This is a genomic window from Pantoea sp. Ap-870, from assembly GCF_011752515.1.
Lineage (GTDB): Bacteria > Pseudomonadota > Gammaproteobacteria > Enterobacterales > Enterobacteriaceae > Pantoea > Pantoea dispersa.
Map to the genome: position 1 here is coordinate 425,081 of NZ_VWXG01000004.1, position 16,920 is coordinate 442,000.

16 protein-coding genes are annotated in these 16,920 nt (G+C 51.6%); 5 read left to right on the forward strand and 11 right to left on the reverse strand.

Features of this window, described 5'->3' with window-relative positions:
- The first annotated feature begins 1,203 nt into the window (after window positions 1–1,203).
- Window positions 1,204–1,518, forward strand: coding sequence for an Abi family protein (locus F3J41_RS13195; RefSeq protein ID WP_166711431.1), 315 nt, complete (start codon window positions 1,204–1,206; stop codon window positions 1,516–1,518).
- Between the two features lie 576 nt (window positions 1,519–2,094).
- Window positions 2,095–2,337 carry a hypothetical protein gene (locus tag F3J41_RS13200; RefSeq protein ID WP_166711433.1) on the forward strand — a complete coding sequence of 81 codons (243 nt, stop codon included), beginning with the start codon at window positions 2,095–2,097 and terminating at the stop codon, window positions 2,335–2,337.
- 45 nt (window positions 2,338–2,382) lie between these two features.
- Here the strand turns inward: F3J41_RS13200 and F3J41_RS13205 are convergent, their stop codons facing one another.
- The 6 genes from F3J41_RS13205 to F3J41_RS13230 all read right to left on the reverse strand — a co-directional run bounded on the left by F3J41_RS13205 (window position 2,383) and on the right by F3J41_RS13230 (window position 9,672).
- Window positions 2,383–3,909, reverse strand: coding sequence for a conjugal transfer protein TraG N-terminal domain-containing protein (locus F3J41_RS13205; protein WP_166711435.1), 1,527 nt, complete (start codon window positions 3,907–3,909; stop codon window positions 2,383–2,385).
- A 10-nt stretch (window positions 3,910–3,919) separates the two neighbouring features.
- The gene (locus tag F3J41_RS13210; protein WP_247656286.1) at window positions 3,920–4,213 is read right to left on the reverse strand and encodes a hypothetical protein; all 294 of its coding nucleotides are present in this window, start codon (window positions 4,211–4,213) and stop codon (window positions 3,920–3,922) included.
- A gap of 46 nt (window positions 4,214–4,259) precedes the next feature.
- Window positions 4,260–5,684, reverse strand: coding sequence for an integrating conjugative element protein (locus F3J41_RS13215; RefSeq protein WP_233209822.1), 1,425 nt, complete (start codon window positions 5,682–5,684; stop codon window positions 4,260–4,262).
- 11 nt (window positions 5,685–5,695) lie between these two features.
- Window positions 5,696–6,661 (reverse strand): TIGR03756 family integrating conjugative element protein, encoded by a 966-nt coding sequence (locus F3J41_RS13220; protein WP_211075231.1) that lies wholly within the window; start codon window positions 6,659–6,661, stop codon window positions 5,696–5,698.
- A gap of 2 nt (window positions 6,662–6,663) precedes the next feature.
- On the reverse strand, window positions 6,664–7,071 hold the full coding sequence (locus F3J41_RS13225) for a TIGR03757 family integrating conjugative element protein (RefSeq protein ID WP_166711441.1): 408 nt from the start codon (window positions 7,069–7,071) through the stop codon (window positions 6,664–6,666).
- Window positions 7,072–7,239: 168 nt separating this feature from the next.
- Window positions 7,240–9,672 carry an ATP-binding protein gene (locus tag F3J41_RS13230; protein ID WP_166711443.1) on the reverse strand — a complete coding sequence of 811 codons (2,433 nt, stop codon included), beginning with the start codon at window positions 9,670–9,672 and terminating at the stop codon, window positions 7,240–7,242.
- A 130-nt stretch (window positions 9,673–9,802) separates the two neighbouring features.
- Between F3J41_RS13230 and F3J41_RS13235 the strand changes: the two genes are divergently transcribed.
- Window positions 9,803–10,036 carry a PerC family transcriptional regulator gene (locus F3J41_RS13235; RefSeq protein WP_166711445.1) on the forward strand — a complete coding sequence of 78 codons (234 nt, stop codon included), beginning with the start codon at window positions 9,803–9,805 and terminating at the stop codon, window positions 10,034–10,036.
- Between the two features lie 460 nt (window positions 10,037–10,496).
- Here F3J41_RS13235 and F3J41_RS13240 read toward each other — a convergent pair whose 3' ends face one another.
- Entirely contained in the window at window positions 10,497–11,369 is an 873-nt protein-coding gene (locus tag F3J41_RS13240; RefSeq protein WP_166711448.1) for a restriction endonuclease, read from the reverse strand.
- A 371-nt stretch (window positions 11,370–11,740) separates the two neighbouring features.
- Entirely contained in the window at window positions 11,741–12,904 is a 1,164-nt protein-coding gene (locus F3J41_RS13245; RefSeq protein WP_141496452.1) for an alpha/beta fold hydrolase, read from the reverse strand.
- A 109-nt stretch (window positions 12,905–13,013) separates the two neighbouring features.
- On the opposite strand from F3J41_RS13245, the gene F3J41_RS13250 reads away from it, so the two are divergent.
- Window positions 13,014–13,910 carry a LysR family transcriptional regulator gene (locus F3J41_RS13250; protein ID WP_181444788.1) on the forward strand — a complete coding sequence of 299 codons (897 nt, stop codon included), beginning with the start codon at window positions 13,014–13,016 and terminating at the stop codon, window positions 13,908–13,910.
- A 199-nt stretch (window positions 13,911–14,109) separates the two neighbouring features.
- Here the strand turns inward: F3J41_RS13250 and F3J41_RS13255 are convergent, their stop codons facing one another.
- Complete coding sequence (locus F3J41_RS13255; protein ID WP_141496453.1) at window positions 14,110–14,877, reverse strand: helix-turn-helix transcriptional regulator; 768 nt, start codon at window positions 14,875–14,877, stop codon at window positions 14,110–14,112.
- A gap of 107 nt (window positions 14,878–14,984) precedes the next feature.
- Between F3J41_RS13255 and F3J41_RS13260 the strand changes: the two genes are divergently transcribed.
- Complete coding sequence (locus F3J41_RS13260; RefSeq protein WP_058758735.1) at window positions 14,985–15,773, forward strand: sulfite exporter TauE/SafE family protein; 789 nt, start codon at window positions 14,985–14,987, stop codon at window positions 15,771–15,773.
- A gap of 189 nt (window positions 15,774–15,962) precedes the next feature.
- Here F3J41_RS13260 and F3J41_RS13265 read toward each other — a convergent pair whose 3' ends face one another.
- The gene (locus F3J41_RS13265) at window positions 15,963–16,364 is read right to left on the reverse strand and encodes a VOC family protein (RefSeq protein ID WP_166711450.1); all 402 of its coding nucleotides are present in this window, start codon (window positions 16,362–16,364) and stop codon (window positions 15,963–15,965) included.
- An 89-nt stretch (window positions 16,365–16,453) separates the two neighbouring features.
- Window positions 16,454–16,846, reverse strand: coding sequence for a VOC family protein (locus tag F3J41_RS13270; RefSeq protein WP_166711452.1), 393 nt, complete (start codon window positions 16,844–16,846; stop codon window positions 16,454–16,456).
- Window positions 16,847–16,920: the final 74 nt, after the last annotated feature.

Below are 16,920 nucleotides of genomic sequence, written 5' to 3' on the forward strand. Positions count from 1 at the left end.
CGCGGTTTGCACCGGGCTGAAATGAATCAGTCTGCTTCCACACACCAGTGTGTTGACTGGTGTCGCCATCGATATCGTGTCGATTTTCTCCTCTTTTAATGAAGTCCCTAGCCGTTTTTACGGTTAAGACGTTTGATTGATAAGTGAACAAACCGTGAATGAAGCACGTCTTAAAGGCGCTTAAAACCTTTGAGTACGTGTTGGTCAGTTGGTAAAGAAGTTGTTTAAACGGCAGTGCGTCAGCGCTGCCAGTTATGCGCTGCGCGCGTCACTTGGTACTCGTTTCACTCGAACGCAAGTGACGCCGCGCTCCTCTGCTCTCAATGCAGTCGTGGAAGATGCCCAAATGTTCCAAATGGTCATACCCACGTCGCAAAGTTTGCAAACGGAATTCAGCGTCAGAACGAAAGAGAAAACGTTGGCGAAAAACGCCGTGGAGATGAAAAAGCCCTGAACAGGCAATGAAAGAAAAGGACCTTCGTCGTTGTACGACCTCCGTTTTCAAAGGTTAAACGGAGTTACCGCCCTAAGGCACCGTCTCTCAGGTAATGACGGTTTTGGCATGCAATCACCCGAAGGCGTCCCTCTCAGATTGCCGGGACATTGGCATGTTGCTTTACGCAACGGTACAACGAGGAAGATGTTAGATCGGAGCATGATCCTTTTCAAGTATCTTCTATCACCTGCTTATATATGTAGCCTTATTCCTCCAGAACAGAATCGTGATATGCTCAACGTTATTCAGAGGATTAAGACCACTCCTATCAGGTGATAAACATGTTCAGGACGCCACCAGTAAGCACTATTTCGCATATAAATGATATTACTCATACACGACTTATTAATTATAAGAACATTTTCGCCGTTAAAGATGACTCGGAGCTGCATGGTATTTACAGCTGGAATGAAGAAATTGCAGCAAAAATGATGTACCTGATTGGGATGATTGAAGTAACACGCAGAAACAGGATACACGGAGGTATTAGTAAGTTAATCTTTAACAGGAGTGCTTTGTATTGCCAAGTGCTCCCATCTGGAAATGCTTCGTCATGCAACTGGTACAATCATTTCAATATTAAAAACCAAGAGCTTAAACGAGCATTTAATAATTAGCTAAATGATAGGCAGGGTAAAATTTTAACTCCACCACCATCACCTCATAAAGTCATCTCCTCAATTGAGAATGGAAAATGGTTTTATGTAATGAAAGTAAAAAACACACTTAATGGATGTAAAATTGCTTGGAATGAAGTTTTCCCTGATGTATTTATAAATTACACTTCATCTCTTGCAGGGGTTGATAGCAATTCAGATAAAAAGAGAAATACTGTTCTGAATCGTTTGAAGGCATTTAATAAAATTCGTAATCGCTGCGCTCATTTTGAACCAGTCTGGAAGTTTGGGCCTTTACTCTCTGAAGATGACGGTAGTGTAATTAAACCCCCACCAGTAGATTCAATCACATGTCTTGCCAGATTGAAACTGGAGTATAAAAAAATGACTGATTTATTAAAATGATTATCTCCGGACATGTCATCTTATTATGAAAGCACCCGTACACACCAGGAGTTAACTTTTCTAATCAGCCAGGAAGGGCTAAATAATTTCCGGAATAGTGAGCAAGTGAAGAAAATGAATCTTTCCAGAATCAGCCGTATCCATAACATCAAGCGACATTTGCTGAAAAAGGAGTCCATATTATTGCAGTATAAAGGAAAAGTAGTAGGACGTTTTCACCCCTGGTAGATGCGAAAAAGCCACCCTTTAGAGGTGGCTTTTTCATTACTTCCTTTGCATCTCACATACGCGCCTTCGGTAAGGAGACTGTCAAGGCAACGAGACGTCTACATGGGTGATACTACCCCCGACTGCCTTTCATGTCAACTTCGCGCCGCACTACAGAATTAGCTTGGTATGTGTTTGATTGCTCACTGAGCGTTAAGAGCCGCCCTAACAACCTGCTCCTGGTTGCTCGAAAATTTGCCAACACTTTTTAAATCTAGTAACTTGGATTGTAGGTCATCAGCCGATGAAGTAAGCTTACGAGTCAGGACTGACAAAATTTTACCATCGCTATCAGGTTCGGGGGATTCAATGTCTACTCACTGGGATGAACAACTGAAACTATATGAAAATAATAGAAACTTTAAAGATGATTTAAGTGATTCTATTACAACAATTTTTTCTGTTGCCCGGATTGTCGCCTCAAACATGCCAAACTCGTTAAAATCTCATGACGATCTTGATGATATCTATGATGAATTAAAAACAAGTTCTGATGGCTGGAAAAACGGCACTCAAGGATATGGATATTATCGTAATGGGATGAAGGATTAGACCAAGAACATCCATTTGACTTGGTCCAAATCTTCCTATTCAGTATCAGGCTTTTCCTTTAGTTGCCACGGTTTTAACTGCGCTAGCAGCAGTTTTCCCCCCTTCACTGCCAGCCTGTTGGGGCATTTTAGATGCAGCTGACATTGCTAAATCTATGACAGCACCAATCCTTACTCCGGCCCACCCCAGCATTCCCACCCAAAATGTCGGGAACACTACATACATCATTCCCAGCACCAGATTCATAATCCATCCATCACGAGGTGAACTAAGGAAATCCGCTATAGGTTGACCTGAAGCAAGCCCATTAGCCGCAAGACTCGAGTACAAAATAGTGATCAATCTGTCATCAAGCCATCCTGCCAGCTCCCACCAGAAGGTGATGAACTGCAATGCAAACAATGCGAATGATATGGTAACCACTGTTTTGGGCTCGTAAGCACTGAACATCATCAGCACCGGTATCACAGTGATAATCATCATCTGCAGAAGCGCCTGAATCATCGGAAGCGCCTGTTTCAGCGCATCGAAGCCAGGAAGTGCCTCTACCTGCTTCATGCCTAAACCTACAGTAGATGCCAGCCGTGACAGATTTCCGCCAATACCGGAGGCGGTATCATCTGCACCGGCCATGTAAGTAACACCGCCTCCCGAAAGTCCGGCATTTCGCGGGCTTACTATCCACCGCAGCACGACCTCTTCCCATTGCTGACCGGGAAATTGCCTCTGCACTTCTTTACGTGTGTAATCACTAAAGGTGGCCAGCACGCGAGTACGAAGCCCCGATGAGCCATCGGACCACCACGTTTTACAGGTGGGATAGCCGCCCTGACCGGTGTCCGGATAGCCGCTGTCGCGGGAGCTGTTATAGGGCCACTGGCTCCTCGGTGTGGTGGCGGTGTAGTAATCGTAATAGCCCGACGTATTCAGGAAGTAATCGCTGCCAATCCAGCCTACCGAGTTAATGGTGGCATCGCTGAGCTGACTGTTGCTGTTCTTAAGCCGGAAATAGGCCCTTGAATAACACTGATCTGCAAAGTCCTGGACCTCCTGCAGCAATACCGGGTCACGTAGCTTCGTGTTCTGCACGTCAAAACGCATCTGGCGCAGCTGCGTGCCGCAGGGAATGGACGCAATCATGGCCTGGGTAGTGCCCTTAGACATCATATGCAGCAGATACCACCAGATGGGCACCTGGGCGGTACGACCGTCAAAGTCATTGACTAAACCGCTGTAGCCCGAGTTCTGCGGCGTGGGTACGCTGATGCCACACTGCTTTGCCCGGGAACTGTCGAATTTGATGGTGCTGATATCTACTGGCAGCAGCGGGATGCAGCAAAAAAGCATCACCACAAATGAAACATAAATGGCATGCTCAATGCGCGGGAGCGCCAGTAATCCTTTATTCCCTTCGTCTGCACCTTCCTCACGCACCTTGAGCCACACGCCCATGACCTTAAAAACCAGCGGCAGCGCGAAGAGCCCTGTGCTGCTGAGAATGGTCCACATGGCATTGTTCATCACCCAGCCAAAGAGGACCAGAAAATATTCCAGGTAACTGTTTGCTGTCATGATCTTCCCCTTATGCCGTGCCGGTCCAGGCCACGCATTCCGTGGCCAGAATAAACAGCACCCCGAGCAGCTCGGTGCGCGGCAGGCGGGCACGAGCCTCCGGCCACCGCTTCAGAAGCTGCGGGCGGATCTTCAGGCCCCAGGCTGCAGCGATGCCGGCATACATCACAAGTCGCCAGGCAAACAGCCCCCACCGGCTCTCATGCAGCCAGCGGCGTGTCAGCTGGCCGTCCGGGTCATACGCCATAAAGACCGAAGCCAGCGCAAACATGGCCACGGTTACCAGCAGTAACGGGAGAAGCATGAGTAATATGCGGCCCGCACGGCCGCGAACAGAGGGGAGTGTCATATCAGTTTGCTCCGGAAGACTGCGTCTGGTTCATCTGACTGAAGCCCTGATCCTGATTGCCGGCTTTCTGCTGCAGCTGGTTATCCTGGTTACGCTCTCCCTGACGCGCCAGCGTGGTCAGCAGGCTGTTGTTGCTGATGGATTTGCGCAACTCCATCTCGTTACGCAGGGCGCTGAGCTCGCGGTCAAGCGCATCAATGCGGCGGTCGCCTTCAGCAAGCGCCTCGGGTTGCTCAGCGGCGTTTGGCTCGGATTCGCCGGTGGTCAGCATGCGCCGCATGGTCAGTGCTGTTTCCACGGTGTCAGCCATCGCCAGCTCGCCGGCCAGGCGCTGAACCAGCGCGACCTTGTCCGGGTCATCGCGTAGTGACTGAATAACACCGCGCGTTACAACCAGGCTGCCGGTTTTAAGCGCCGCCAGGTTATCGGCCGTTGGCTGCAGTTCACCGCCGACCAGTTTACCCAGCTGTTCCAGATTGGCTTTGGTAGCATCTTCAAGCACGGGCGAGAATCCCGTGCCGGCGACAGAACTGCCGGGCTGGTTTTCAGCCCCGCCGCTTGTGCATTCGCTGGTTTCTCTGCAGGTCCGGATCGAACGATCGCCAAGCACCTTAACCACCGCCGCTGCCGCATCATCCGAGGTTTTCCAGCGCTGGCAGACCGTGCCGTTGCAGCTGGCGGAGCCCACGCTGCTGTTGCTGGTCACCGGCAGGCTGTTCATCATGTTATAACCGGCTTTAGCCAGGTCACGGGTCGGCTGAATGGCCTGCTGGCCTTTGCCTCCGCGCTTCTGACCGCCAACCCAGGTTACGCCTTCTTCACCGGTGGCCTTCTGCAGCTGCTGGTCGCTGGAGACGGCGTCTCCGCCGCTGGATGCCACAATATCCTTGTATTCTTCGGATACAGCAGCCTGCTGCCACTTGCTGCCCAGGGTATAGTCAGCAAGCTTTTTCGACATATTCTGGCAATTGAGTTGCGCTTTATCGAAGTTGAGCCCTGCCTGCAGCACCCCGTTGGTGAGCATTTCATACAGCCCGGGATTAGCACGCTGAATGGCCATTGCCGGCATGCTCATGACCGCGCCGGTCGCGCCCTGAATCACGTTGCCCATAAGGTCCTTGAATCCGCTGGTAATGCCGTTGAGCTGATTGCCTACGGTCGTTTTCAGGTCAAAGTTGCCGCACATGAGGTCACTGCTCCACCCACCATTCAGCCCCAGCCGGGACATGTTGCTGCGGCTCGGTGGCGGTGAGATCACTGAGCCGCCACCAATAGAGTAAAAAAGTCCGTCATTAATCGCGCCGCTCACTGACGCACCGCCGGACGAAAGTGACGTGTCGACAGCCAGTGCCGGCAGGGAGAGAAAGGCGGAGAAGGCTAATGCCGCCAGAGGGCGGTAGAGCCGCTGCGAATACTGCTGTTTCATCTGCTTAGTCCTCAGGAGAAATCGGTGCTGAAAAGGAAGGTCTGGCCACGTCGTTTGCAGCAGCTGTAGGGCTGCCACAGCGCCCAGGCATAGTTGCCGTTTTCAGCTATCTGCCCGCCGGTGTCGGGGAACACTGCGCAGCTCTGCGAGAGCTGGGGAGAGAGACGCTGCCATTTGTGATTTTTTGTGCCGGTATTTTCCTGGACGGGGTCGGGTGGCCAGTAGCCCGGCGAACGCTGCCCGGTGAGCGGGCTGTAGACATGCAGCTGTCCCTGGCGGGTGATAATGTCGGCCACACGCTGCACAACAACGGCCGCCGACTTGTAGCTGTCGGTCTGAGTGACAAAGCCGCTGCGGGGGTAGACATTCCCCCACATGTTGCCGCTGGCCGTGCTGCCAATCTCTCGCTGTCCCGGGATTAACGCCTCCGGGTAGAGCGATTCCGGTACGCCGGTGCGCCAGGCAAGCGCATCGAGGCTGCTTGTGAAGTACGGCATAAAAGGCGTGGCGGCACTGTCACAGGAATACCCCGGCACCATTCCGCCGATGAGTCTGGTAGCTGGATGGCCATACGCATCGCCGTAGTAAAAGTGCAGGTTCTGCTTACGATCGCCGGGCGCCTTCATTTCCTGCCGTCCGCCACCGGTCGCCACACCTGCAGCGCCTCCCAGGAGCGCACTCTCGGCGCCATCAGCCAGGCTGCTGACGGCCGACATCTCCGTCCAGGGATTGGCTCCAGGGCTCAGGTAGGCTGAAACCACGGCTTCCGGAATGAAATGGGTGACCTTCACGGAGGTTTTAACGGAGCAGCCGAAAGGCGTACAGAACAGCCAGTAACAGATACCGCTGATGCGCCAGCTGATACAGTCAGGACTGGCGGCGCTTGAGAGCAGACTCGCGGTATTGACGCTGGCCATCGTGCCGGTGCAGGCCATTAACGTGGTGAGTGCCAGCCGGCGCGGGCGGGAGAATGACATTTTCACTGTGCAGACTCCTTCCGGGCGTTCAGCTGCTGCGTGGCCACGCCGACGTCCGTGGTGCCGTAGACCACCCACTTATCGTCAAACACCACCGCGGGGTATTTCTCAAGACCCAGCGACCAGGCGTGCGTGAGGCCAGCATAGGTTCCGGCAAGGTCCTGCTGACGCTGCTTAAACGCAGGCGAACTGATGACAGCCCGCGCCTGCTGTTCAGCCTGCGCCGGGTCTGCCGGCAGCGGGCCGAAGAGATCCGCCTGCAGCCGGTCAGGCGCATCCAGCATAATGACAGTCACGTCAGGCCCGGGGTTACCCGTTACCGGGTGGGCGCTGTCGGTATAAATGACGGTGCCGGCATGGGCGCCGGCGGTTAGGAACAGTGCTGCGAGGCAGCAAAATGAAAATTTCATGGAGAACACTCCCTGAGTGAGTAACCTGCTCAGGGTGCGTTCAATAACAAGGCCGGTCAGTAATTAACTCTGAGCCCGGTGCTGATAATTTATTAACCGGGCGTCCTGGTTGACAGAATGCAGAATTTGCACCCTCCGGCCGGTTGACAAATCCGGTATTCTGCACCGTCAGGCTGGCTCACCGGTGTCGCTGTCGCGCCGCCATTCCAGATAATCCAGCTCATGCATAAATCCGGCCGCCGCCGCATTCCGCTCTATGCTCCATCGCGTTTCGCCTTCCTGCATAAAGGGCAGCCAGTCAGCAGGGATGCTTTTTCCGGGTGGTTGCTCCAGGTCCTGTTCATACAGTTCATCAGCCTCACTGTACGACGGGGCATTTCTGGCATACCACTGGTCACTGTTATCCCAGGCCCGCATGGCCCAGGCCGCCAGTTCTTCCTCTTCTGAAACGGTCATATAAGCAAGAAACGCGACAACCCTGTCATTCAGGTTTTCCTCCGTTGCACCGGGTAAAATAGACAGGTAATGCAATTTACAGGACGCCAGCCACATCTGCTCTTCAGCTTCGGCTTCAGCCGCCCGTTGCTCATCGGTCAGAATGTCGGATACATCATCCTCAGCAGCGTACCAGTCCTCCGTGGCCTGCTGTTCCTGTAACCGTTCTGCCTGATTCTTACGGGCCTGCTCAATGCCGGCGGCCACCGCGCTATCCCAGTCGGACCTTACAGGCGCCGCTGCACCGGCGCCCGTCAGTTGCTGGTTAAGAAAATCAAGCCGTGACATATCTTCCGGGTCCGGCTGTGCACTTACAGCATCACGAATTCCGGCATCACTGATAACGCCGGGGAGTCCTTTTTTCTCCCGGCCGGTGCTGGCACGCTCAGTCAGATAACGCTCTTTCCAGGCTGTTCCGGTTGCGCGTTTACCCTCTGCCTCCAGGCTAGTCGTGTATTTCATCAGCCAGACGTGCATGTAACGCTGGCGAACGGGTGCGCACAGGGTGCTGATATCATGGAAACGCTGATAAAAAGTCTCGTCGTGGCCACAGTCCAGGCTGTCACCCTGGTGTGCCACCTCGTGCTCCGTCAGGCTGAACAGCTGACTGGCAGTCTGCAGCGCATCGGATTTTAGCCGGCGGACGATATCGATGTTGAAGGCAATATAGGTCTCTCCGTCCGTCCAGGCATCCGCCGACGTGGACTCACCCAGCAAAATTTGAAAGCGCTTCCCCCCGTAAGAACGTGACTGATAACCCGCTTCGCCACCCGAGCAGACAGCAGCATACTGGGTAAGGCACCAGCGCAGCGCTGTCCAAGCCCGTCGCGTTTCCTTATCAAGCTGTTTCTCGCTGACCATCTGCGTGCGGTCGATAAAGTTTGCGCTGAGGGTGTCGAAATCAATAAGTACCAGCTCAGACTGCCAGCCGGAACCCCATCGCCGGTGCCGGGGTAACTGTTCACGGTATGCCATCAGGTTTGCGCGTACGCGGCTCAGACATTCCATAAACTCTTCCGGCTCGTAACAGCCGAAGCGGGGCAGCGTGACAGGATGCAACACTGGAGCGATACCGGCCCGGGCAATGATTTCCCCGCGCGGAACATCGCGAGCATACCGCGCGAGGGTGAAGCAGTTTTTGTCGGTTGCCGCCGGGTAATAACGGCACTTACGGATGAAGTGCTCAAGCGTGACGTGACGTTTGCCGGGCAGGAGCGTTATGACCTCTTCATCGTGCATCAGCTTCTGCAGGTCGCCCTCTCCGGAAAGCAAAGCGCGGGCGGTTTTCTCCCGACGCGCTTCAGTTTTACGATGTTTCCCCTGATTGTCAGAGAAGGCGGTGGCAAGCTGGCCAAACCGGGCGGCAATTGTTTTCCAGACAGGGCAGGTCTTGCGAAGGATTTCAGTACGCGAGACGTTAAGCGCGATGGTTTTTTTACTGACGATAAGGCCACCCACACCCCAGATGTGACCCGGATCATGACGCACCAGAACGCCCTGATTGTAAACCGACACGGCACCGTCTTCCCGGAGCCGATACCAGGCCTCATCGTCCTCCGCATCCCACTTCTCCAGTGCCGGCTGGCGGGTAATGATGGTGCCGTTGAGGTGCACCGTGACGGGCGTATAGCGCACCAAATCGCGGATTTCCTGAATGCATGACATGCGCTCCTGACTGGTCAGCGGCTCATACCACTCACCAGTGATATGGCAGCCTGGCTCAGCCTCCGCAATTTCTTCCAGGTCATAGTGATAACCCATTTCACGCGTATCAACCGACATCTGCCAGCGCTGCGAGCGCCAGAGTGTACGGGCGTGCGCCATGATCTGGCCCCGGCCCAGACGAAAGCGCCCGTAGGTTGCATCACCTTCCTGATGTGGCGTGCCGAAACGCCCGAAATAGCGCTTTACGTCATCGTATGAGGTAAAACCGCGTCCATCATCCCGGCAGGAGAAGCCCTTCGGGGTTATATCGATTATCACCGCGCCGGCACCGGCGTCGACGCTGTTCATGATGAGTTCAATGACGGCCTTGCCGACAGAACCGGCCTGACTGTATATGATGTGGTGAATAATCTGCGGATCGAGTTCAAAGGGATAGCGCATCAACAGGCTCCTGTTTGTAGACGGAAGTCCATTTTCTGTGAATGCGCTCTGGGTGAAATAAACAACTGTGATTACCATTATGAAAGAATAGATGGCACAGATGAGGCAAGAGTGACCCCGGTGGAGGCCTATGGGACTGAAAGACACTGTAGCAGAATCACTGGAAAGAAGGGGCTTATGGCGACGCGCTGCACGCCGCTGGCTGACCGTGATGGATCAGATTACGGAAGATGCCGAACGCGAGGCCATAGCCCGCCGCAGAGAGCGATGTCTGGATATGGCGGCCAATCTCACGCCTGATGGTCGCAGAAGCGAAACACGGCGTCTGTATAAGATTCAGAGCCGTTTCAGTGATGGATATTGATGCAGGAAAAGTGGAGCTGCCGTAACGACAAAACAAAAGCCTTATCCGTTTGGATAAGGCTTTGACCCGGTGTGAGAGGAATGATTGGACGGGTATATAGATCACACCAGGCAAGTATTTAAATACAAAAACATGTTTGTTTTGTCAATTGTTTTTTTGCATTCACTTGACAACCCGTTTGCATTTTACTTGACCGCGTATTTGCATTTCAATTGGTCATCTCAAACAAAAAAGCAGTCAAAACCCGGCCAGATTAACTGGCAGCTAAGAGCGAGGAGCGGAAGTTAGCAGCTACCTTACAGTTGATAGAGAACTTGCTAAGAAGTCACGTATTGTTTTATAGGGGGCAGGCCACACAGGCTTCAAGAAGGGGAGAGCATTTCGGAAGTTTCTAATGATAAAAAGAGCCCTCTGTTGGAGGGCAATTCTCTTATTTAGGCTTTTTTTTCCTAAAGTGTGATCACTTTACACGCCCATCCCTAAAGACCATTTGCTTATCTCCTGATGAATAGTTTTGAACGATACCTAGAAGTTCTTTGGAGTAATCAATTATTGATGTAACTTTTGCGGGCTTGCGGTACTCATAGCTCAATTTGTATCCTCTAAGCTTAACTCTCAGATCTCCATCGTCAGACTCTAAATAAGAATTATGTAGCTCCTCACTATATGTTCCCTCCCCATACTGCATGTCAGGGATTTTACCAGTCAGTGAGTTAGCCAAGTCATACAGTGAAAATCTAACGCCAGTCACTTCGTTACATATAAAAACTTCATTATTTAGCGTCATACTGAATTTATTATTTATTTTTTCAATATCAAGCTCCGGCTGAGATTCCAACCAAGAAGCATCCACAAAAGGAGAAAAAGACGTAATATTTGGAGGGGATATGGCGATGATGTTCAAATTGATGATTTTTATTAGTGGCGTTCCATCAGGTGCAGTCCAGTCCTCATCAACTCCTTCTCGTATAATAAGAAGATCTACTTTATGCTGATCTGCTTTTCTTTGTGCTCCGCTCTGGTAGCCTGTTTTCGTAGCGTAGATGAGCCTAAGTCCTGGTATGTCTTGTGTCTTGCCAATAAATGCGTCAATTTTATCTATGGTCACTGAAGATGCATAGTCTTTGCATTCGATTACAGTCTTATAATCATAACCACCTAAATTAAACTCCCAATACACATCAAACTGCCTTAAAATCCCGTTTCTATCTTCAATTTTTTTGTTTACTTCCACTTTTATATTTTTTAAATGTGACATCCCTTCAGCATTAATCAAACTTTGCTGTATGGCACCAACAAATTCCTCATACTCCTTTCCAGTGTTTTTTTTCATATCAGCCTCTTAGCTTTAACATTGAAAGTTGTTATCTTTCCACTCTAATATTTCGTTATATCTCGTGCTTTACTTTATTTGCTAAATTATCTTCTATTGCTTCGATTTGACATTGTTTTAATGGATTTTTTCATGGCTTAACTTTATACCGTCAGTGAACTTCTGTCGTTCCTGTAACTTTTACTATAACATTCGAGCCAATATCCAGACAAAGATTCTTTCTTTTTCGGCCTATAGCCACCACTTTGAATGAACGAAAAATATTGCAGTCCATCGATAAGATGATCAGAAAAACCCACGTCCGCTCTTGGCACAAAGCGGACAGACGCTCAGGCCAATGTCCGCTATGAGCAAAAGCGGACCTTGACCAGTCAGTTAATTCCCGTCGGGTTTGAAATGCGTATCCGCCAGCCCTTATCCGCCCCTTGTTCCATCACCTGTGTGGCGACGCCGCAATCATCTCTTTGAGTGCCGTCTTCTAATGTCGTAGTCAGCGACCATTTAATGATGGCAAGAATAAGGTCACCTGAAGGGATAAGAGTATGGATCTGGTTTCTGATAATTGGCCTTGATGCTATCAACGTGGTAAAAGCCATACGCAATGCATAAGGATCAGTTTCGATGACAACATTGCTGGGCATTCTCATCGTGGCACGGTTACTGAAAACAGACATCAATGCGTCAATATTTCCGGCATTAAATGCTTCATCAAATGCAGCAATGGTTTCAGCTGGCGATCGATGGACAGTATCGCTCCTCTCAACCGAAGCTGCGAAATTGGAAATGTATCCTGCAATTTCTTGAGGTGATTCCAGCGGCGAAAGATGTCCTGTGTCATGAACAATCATCATTGCTGCGTGAGGAATGCGAGGCAGCAGCTCTCTTTGCAACGTTTCCGGGGTATCGACCCGGTCCAGCTCTCCTGATATGACTCTTACGGGGACATTAATGGAGGCAACTGCACTTGTAATGTCTTCGCGCATGGCGATGTCGGGCCAGGCAGCCTTCGCTTCAGTTCCGGCGCTCAGACTGTCTTCAATGACCTGCTCACGGAGCGCCGGGCTAAGCGGCCTCGACGTCAGAACATTGTCGATAACAAACTCGACTGATTCACGGCTGCTATATGCACTGGTAAGCCTGTCGCGATCTTCTTTAGAAAGCATCATGGGCGAAGGAGGAGAGGGTGCAATCAGCATTAGCCCTTCAAGGCCTTGAGGCCGACGGGATGCCATCAATTGGGCAACTTTTCCTCCCATTGAGTGGCCAATCAGGATATAGCGCTTTAGCTTGAGCGCGGCAATGACGCCTTCAGCATCACTTGCAAGGTCCGCAATCCGGTATCCGGACTTCGGCGCATCTGATAATCCCCAGCCACGGTGATCGATAGCTACCGTGCGATAGTGATCAGGTAACTGTGATATCACGCTCTGCCACGTTCGGGATGATCCGCCATAGTAATGCAGGAACACCAGTGCAAGCTCACCGCGACCATGTTGCTGTACATTAATACCTGTATTGTTCACTGTAATTTTCATTATTTCATTCTCCTCATGGTTTAAAACAATGTTAATTACAGTTCTTATAAATGATAATTGGCTGAATAGTGTTTACAGTCGATAACCATATTATCGAATGGTGTGCGTAATGGACAAGTTTACCAGTATGCGAATTTTTATTGCGGCAGTTGAGGAAGGCAGTTTTGCTGCGGCCGCAAGACGTTTTAAACTTTCATCAGCCATGGCAGGAAAACATGTCAGTGCTTTAGAATCCGATTTACACGTGCGGCTTATTCAGCGCTCTACACGCCGACTGAGCCTTACGGATGTTGGTCAGCGATATTATGAACGCTGCAAAGTGATTATCGAGGCTCTGGATGACGCAGACAGGGAAGCCAGTGACATTCAGGCCACTCCCCGGGGATTGTTACGCATCGCCGCCCCTCTTGCCTTCGGCGAAATGCATTTGGGGAAGATTGTGTCACGCTACCTTGAGCAATTTCCGGAAGTCAGTGCAGGTGTTGTCCTTGAGGATAATTATATTGATTTGCTTGAGGAACGGATAGATGTAGCCATACGCATAGGACATCTGGACGATCCGACGCTTGTCACCCGACGTCTGGCACCCTGTAAAATGGTTTTATGCGCATCAACAGACTTTCTGAAAAAATACGGCATGCCTGAAACGCCAGATGATCTCTCGCGTATGCCGCGCCTGGCTTTCAGCCAGGCAATTTCTGCCGGAGACTGGACAATCTATGACACAGATAACAGGCCACACACTATCGAAAGCCGTTGCCGGCTCACATCAAACAATATCCACTTGTTAATGGAAGCGGCCTTGGGCGGTACAGGGATTGTATATGGCCCCTGTTTTGTTTTTCGAGAGCACATAAGGCAGGGCCAACTTATTGAGCTGCTGCCAGATTACCGGACATCAGAGCTTACCATTCAGGCAGTGTACCCGAGTGCGATGCGCATTCCATTTAAGGTTCGCACTTTCGTTGATTTTATTGCTGATGCTTTGAAAGCGAAGCCGCTTTAAGAGTGCGGGTACTTAAACAAACATAGAATGATGCCCGCTTTTAGCACAACGCGAACGTTATTGTTCCAGCATTACGTCTTTACCTTGGCTTTACAAAGCTTATTCTACCTTCAAAACAGCAACTGCCATGCGTCTGCTCAGTCAATGGCGCAGGAAAGCTATCAGACCTGAGCTGGTAGCAGTGGACAAAGCCCCCCTGTTAAGTCGGGTGATAAAATGAAGGTGGCTGGCCGGTAACCCGACGGAACATCGTCGCGAAGGAAGAACCATTGTCATAGCCGAGCGACAACGCGACTTCGTTTACCGGTGTTCCCGTTAGCAGCATTGCCAGCGCGCTGACCACACAGGCTCGCTGACGCCAGGCTGAAAACGACATGCCGGTTTGCTGCTGAAAATGGCGACGAAATGTGCTGCCGCTCATAAACAGCGCGCTGGCCCAGCGTTCTGCCGGATCGTGAATGGCTGGCGCAAGTAAAAAAGCCTGACATAGCCTCAACAGCGCGGGCTGCTGCGGCAAAGGGATCTCGAGCGCGCACACTGGCATTGCCGCCACTTCAAGCAGCATTAAATCTATCAGCGCCCGATCGCGTACGCTGTCATAGCACGGCGGCAAATCAACCGCCTCCAGTAGTAGCTGCCGCAACAGCGGCGATACGGCAATCACTTCGCAGCGGCTGATGTTACGCAATCTGGACGCGCATGCGGGTTCGATATACAGGCTACGCGTCGTTACGCCTGTGAACTTGACGGCATGCAGGATTTCGGGGGGGATCCATACCGCATGCTGGGGCGGCACCACCCATTCCCCGTCCCGGGTTGAAACGTGCATCAGGCCGGTTGCGCCATACAGAAGCTGCGCACGGCGGTGCTGATGTTGCGGCAGGAAAAATCCCTGCGCATAGTCGTTGCCGAGCGCCACAACATCGCGATTCAGCCGATCGAAGCCGTCAATTTTCTCGTTTCGCATATCCGTCCCCATCTGACCAGTTTGCAAGGGTAATTGAGCGCTGCGCAAATGGGAAGCGGGCCGCTGGAGCGATATGCTGCTGCCTCACTTGTAAACGGGACACCTCCTTGAACGAATTGCTGATAATAGTACTTGCCGGCTTTACTACCGGCATAACCACGGTCCTTTTTGGCTTCGGCGGCGGCTTTGTTGTCGTGCCATTTATTTATCAGTTGCTGATGCGGCAGCCGCTGCTGGCAGGAAATGCGATGCATATTGCCGTGGCCACCTCGACAGCGGTGATGATTTTCAACGCAGGCTGGGTTAGTTACCAAAACTGGCAAGCGGGCAGGCTTTCTTCAACCGTCTTGTTTCCGCTGCTGTGGTTTATCGCCACAGGCGCGGTAGTCGGTTCGTGGTTAGCGGGAATGATGAGCGAGGCGCTGATTCGTGCGCTTTTTATCCTTTATATGCTGGCGACGATTGGGGATTGTCTGTTACGCAAAGGCTTCTTCAGCGGCAGCGCGCCGCGTCGTTTATCACTTATGACAGTTACCGGTGGCGGTATGCTAATCGGCATGATTGCTGCACTGCTGGGCGTTGGCGGCAGCGTAATGACGGTGCCACTGTTACGACGACACGGCCATGCAATGCGCGCGTGTATTAGTGCGGCCAACCCGCTTTCCCTGCCGGTAGCGCTGTGCGGTGCGATGACATATGCGATAAGCGGCTGGCATAAAATTCAGGCAGGCGGATTTTTGGGATTTATCAGCCTGAAAATCTTGGGCTTGCTCCTGGTGACCGGCTGGGCGGGTATTGTGTTCAGCCGCCGGGCTATCCCCGCCGTCCCCGATGTCTGGCACGCGCGAATCTACGTGATGCTGCTGTGCATGGTTCTGGTAGTAATAGTGCTTTAGGCAAACCTTGTTTTGCTGATTTGGCTGCTGTTACAGAAGCAATAATTGTATGAACATCCGTTACTGGCACAAAGCGGACAGACGCGGAGCATGGTCCGCTATGAGCGAAGAGTGGACATTTAATGATGACAAATAAATATCAGACATACAGTCCCGGCCACGCACTGGACGTGCGCAGCCTCAGGGCTTTCAGGGCTGCGCGTTCTGGTAAAGATCCCATCGGTTGCCGTAGATGTCCTCAAACACCACCACCATCCCGCACTCCTCCTCCCGCGGCTCCTGGCAGAAGTGGACGCCTTTCTCCTTCATGGCGTTGTAATCGCGACAGAAGTCATCGGTCTGCAGGAACAGGAAAACCCGTCCGCCACACTGGTTGCCGATAAAGCCTTCCTGCCGCTCGTTTGAAGCGCGGGCCAGGAGAATATTACAGTCGCTTTCCGGGTGCGGCGTCACCACAACCCAGCGCTTGCCAGGCTGCGGCGTATCCTCAACCAGAGTAAAACCCAGCTTGTCGGTGTAGTATTCAATCGCGCGGTCGTAGTCATCGACCACGATCGCCACGTATCCTATACATCGCTTTTGCGTTCTCATTTCTGCTCCGTCAGGTTTCAGGCACAACAGCCCTGACACTCTCTTTTAGCATAAAAGTTTTGCGCTCCGACTGCAGCCAGGGGAGAAAGCTATACAACGCTCTCCAGTAGCTGCTTTGCCTGAAGGTATTCGTAGCTGGTCAGCTCAATCTTGTTATCGCTAAGATCGTTAAAGTACACGGATAAAGATACATCGTGATCGCATACGGTAAACGGGATATTTTTTGCGTTGAGAGCAGGCACAAAACTGAGAAACTCAGCCGCTTCTACAACGAAAGCCACCGTATGGCCGGGATGCTGATTTTTCCTGGGAAACAGGGAAAGTGATGCGCCGTGATTTCTGATAACCAGCGGCCCTCCCTGCTCAAACCAGAAATACAGCGAGTCATCGCGGGAAAAACCAAGAACCTCCTGGTACCAGCGTTCTGCCAGTTTGATGTTCTCCACGTATACGTGTATGTGGTCAATCTTCGTTATCTTCACAGCCGCCTCCCTGATTGTTATTACCAAATAGACTCTCTTAGTCATTTTTGATAAACAACCAACCAAGCACACTA